Here is a 2,508-nt window from a genome sequence, read left to right as displayed (position 1 = left end):
GGTGCACGCACCGTCCTTCAATGTTTTCAAGGTGCTCCAACTGGAAGCCCGAGAAGACGACGTTCACACGCCCTTTTTAGCGGACTTGCTCAATCCTCAGGGGGCGCACAGTCAGAAGTACCTGTTCCTGCGCGCCTTCATCAATGCCATGCTCCAGATTCACAGCGGCTTTCCAGCGCCCGAAGATGATATTGAGCAGCACACCTGGTTCGTCGAAGCCCACAAGTACATCGGCCAGGGGACCCTGGATATCGTCGTATCCTGCCCGTCCCTGAGCTACCTCATCGCCATTGAGAACAAGATTTATGCCGGTGAACAGGCGGACCAACTGGCCCGTTATGCCAGCTGGCTGGATGATAATCGCGAATGGTACTCCAGCCAGGCCCTGGTCTACTTGACGCCTACCGGCGAGCTGTCCGAAACCGCTGACCCGACCACCTATTTTACGGCCTCTTATCACGGTCAGATCGCGGGGATGCTGAAAGCGGCCCTACCCGGCATCAGCGCACCCCATTTGCGTGAAACCGTGCTCCAATACCTTGAGGTAATCCAAAAGATTTGATGGAGGAAATACGATGAATGCTTATGAAGACGAAATAATCAATTTCCTTCTGGAGGAGGAGAATTTCCTTCTGGCGTTGGACATTGAGAAGTACTTCGATCAGGCCAAGGACCACTTGCATCGCCAGTTCTGGGAAAAGCTACGCGCCAACGTTGAAGGCCACTTGCCGGAAGAAGGCTGGAGTGTGGAGCTGGATGAATTCAACGGCGAGACCAGCGTTGCCAAAGGCTACTTCGGCATGAGCATTCTGCCCCCTGATCGAACACCTCAATTCTATCTCCTGTTCCGGGTTGAGCAACATGCCGGCCCCACCTATCTACCGCTCTATGGCGGCGTAACCTGGACCGAGGTGCCGGGAATCTCCGCCGCGGCCACCCTGATCAGTGATTTCCAGACCCAACTTAAAGACGACGGCTTTACCCGCAGCAATGAGAAATGGCCCGGCTGGAGATATATCCGCGGATTGTCATCCCGCAGTGATTTTCTCAAGGAATACATGGAGCGGGGTGACGACCTGCTGGAAGAAATCACCAGCAATGTGACGCTGATGGTTGAGCGCCACTACGAGGAGCTCCTCAGAACCAATCAGAGCATCCAAGAGCGAATCTAGGAGCGCCCACTTTCACTCCTAACCAGAGGCTAAACGCAACCTGGGTGGCGGGACTCCTACAGCTGGGCCCCTGGGGCATGGGACTCCCCGGCAAGCCAACATACCCGATCCCACGAAACACCTCGATCCCTATCCGGAAGCCACCTCAGCCCTTGATACTCATGCGGCGCGCGGTTGTCATTTGCTGTTGGGGGCTACTCTCGCTGCCGGCACTCGCTACCGAGCCAGCGCTTGCCAGCCAACGCGACTCCACGATCACCGATACCGCCCAGGTTTACACCTATCGCCAACCAAGCCCCGGCGGTACCGGGAAGATCTACATGGGCCGGGAAATCTCTCGGGTTATGAACCACCATGGGGCGTCGTGGCTGGACCGACCCACGCGCGAGGCCGAAGAGCAGCCGGAACTGCTGCTCAGGAGTCTCCCGTTGAAGCCAACCGATATAGTAGCGGACATCGGGGCCGGAACCGGCTACTTCGCCTTCCGGATCAGTCCGCTGCTGCCCCAGGGCCATTGCCTGGCGGTGGATATCCAGCCGGAGCTGCTGGACGTCATCCAGCGTCGGATTGAAGAGCGCGGAGTGACGAACGTAATACCAATGTTAGGAACCGCCGTTGATCCTAACCTCCCGGAGACGGGGGTGAACCTGGTGTTGATGGTGGACGCTTACCATGAATTTTCCCATCCCTGGGAAATGATGACGGCCGTGGTGAGGGCATTGAAGCCGGGCGGGCTGGCGGTGCTGGTCGAATTCCGAGGCGAAGATCCCTCCGTCAAGCGCCACCGCCTGCACAAGATGACCGAGGCACAGGCCCGCAGGGAAATGGCCGCGGTAGGGCTCAACTGGCGCGAGACCAAGGACATCTTGCCCCAACAGCACGTCATGATTTTTGAAAAGGTACTGGCGCCGAGGAAATAGGGTTAATTAATAAAGCTTCGGAAGCGCTTTCCGGTGACGAAAACGATAACCAGTACAGCCAGATTGAATAATGGGGTAGAAATGCCCTACCTGGGTCTGGGAGTGTATCTAGCCGCGCCGGGAGCGGAATGCCGGAAAGCGGTACAATACGCTCTGGAAGCCGGCTACCGGCTTATCGACACCGCCGCCATGTATGGCAATGAGACGGACGTGGGGCTGGCAGTTAAGAACAGCCGCCTACCAAGAGAAGCGGTCTTCATCACCACCAAATTATGGAACAGCGACCACGGCTATGACCGAACCATCAAAGCCTGCCAGGAAAGCCTGCGGAAATTACGCCTTTCGTATATTGATCTATATCTGATCCACTGGCCGGTAGAAGGGCTGCGTAACGAGACCTGGAAGGCCATGATCGC

At 56.9% G+C, this 2,508-nt stretch carries 4 protein-coding genes; all 4 read left to right on the top strand.

Features of this window, described 5'->3' with window-relative positions:
- Window positions 1-562, top strand: a 562-nt coding sequence (locus ACETWG_04185) for a PD-(D/E)XK nuclease family protein (GenBank protein MFB0515789.1), incomplete at its 5' end; no start/stop codon positions are given.
- A gap of 13 nt (window positions 563-575) precedes the next feature.
- Entirely contained in the window at window positions 576-1,172 is a 597-nt protein-coding gene (locus ACETWG_04180) for a hypothetical protein (protein ID MFB0515788.1), read from the top strand.
- Window positions 1,173-1,333: 161 nt separating this feature from the next.
- Window positions 1,334-2,092, top strand: a complete 759-nt coding sequence (locus tag ACETWG_04175) for a class I SAM-dependent methyltransferase (GenBank protein ID MFB0515787.1) — start codon at window positions 1,334-1,336, stop codon at window positions 2,090-2,092.
- A gap of 33 nt (window positions 2,093-2,125) precedes the next feature.
- On the top strand, window positions 2,126-2,508 hold a 383-nt coding region (locus ACETWG_04170; GenBank protein MFB0515786.1), incomplete at its 3' end, for an aldo/keto reductase.

The organism is Candidatus Neomarinimicrobiota bacterium, from assembly GCA_041862535.1.
GTDB lineage: Bacteria > Fidelibacterota > Marinisomatia > SCGC-AAA003-L08 > TS1B11.
This window is presented reverse-complemented; position numbering and strand designations above follow the sequence as displayed.

What these genes read in the sequence shown, in the direction of transcription:
- ACETWG_04175 (MFB0515787.1), top strand. Translation starts at nt 1,334, where the DNA reads ATGCGGCGCGCGGTTGTCATTTGCTGTTGGGGGCTACTCTCGCTGCCG.
- ACETWG_04180 (MFB0515788.1), top strand. Translation starts at nt 576, where the DNA reads ATGAATGCTTATGAAGACGAAATAATCAATTTCCTTCTGGAGGAGGAG.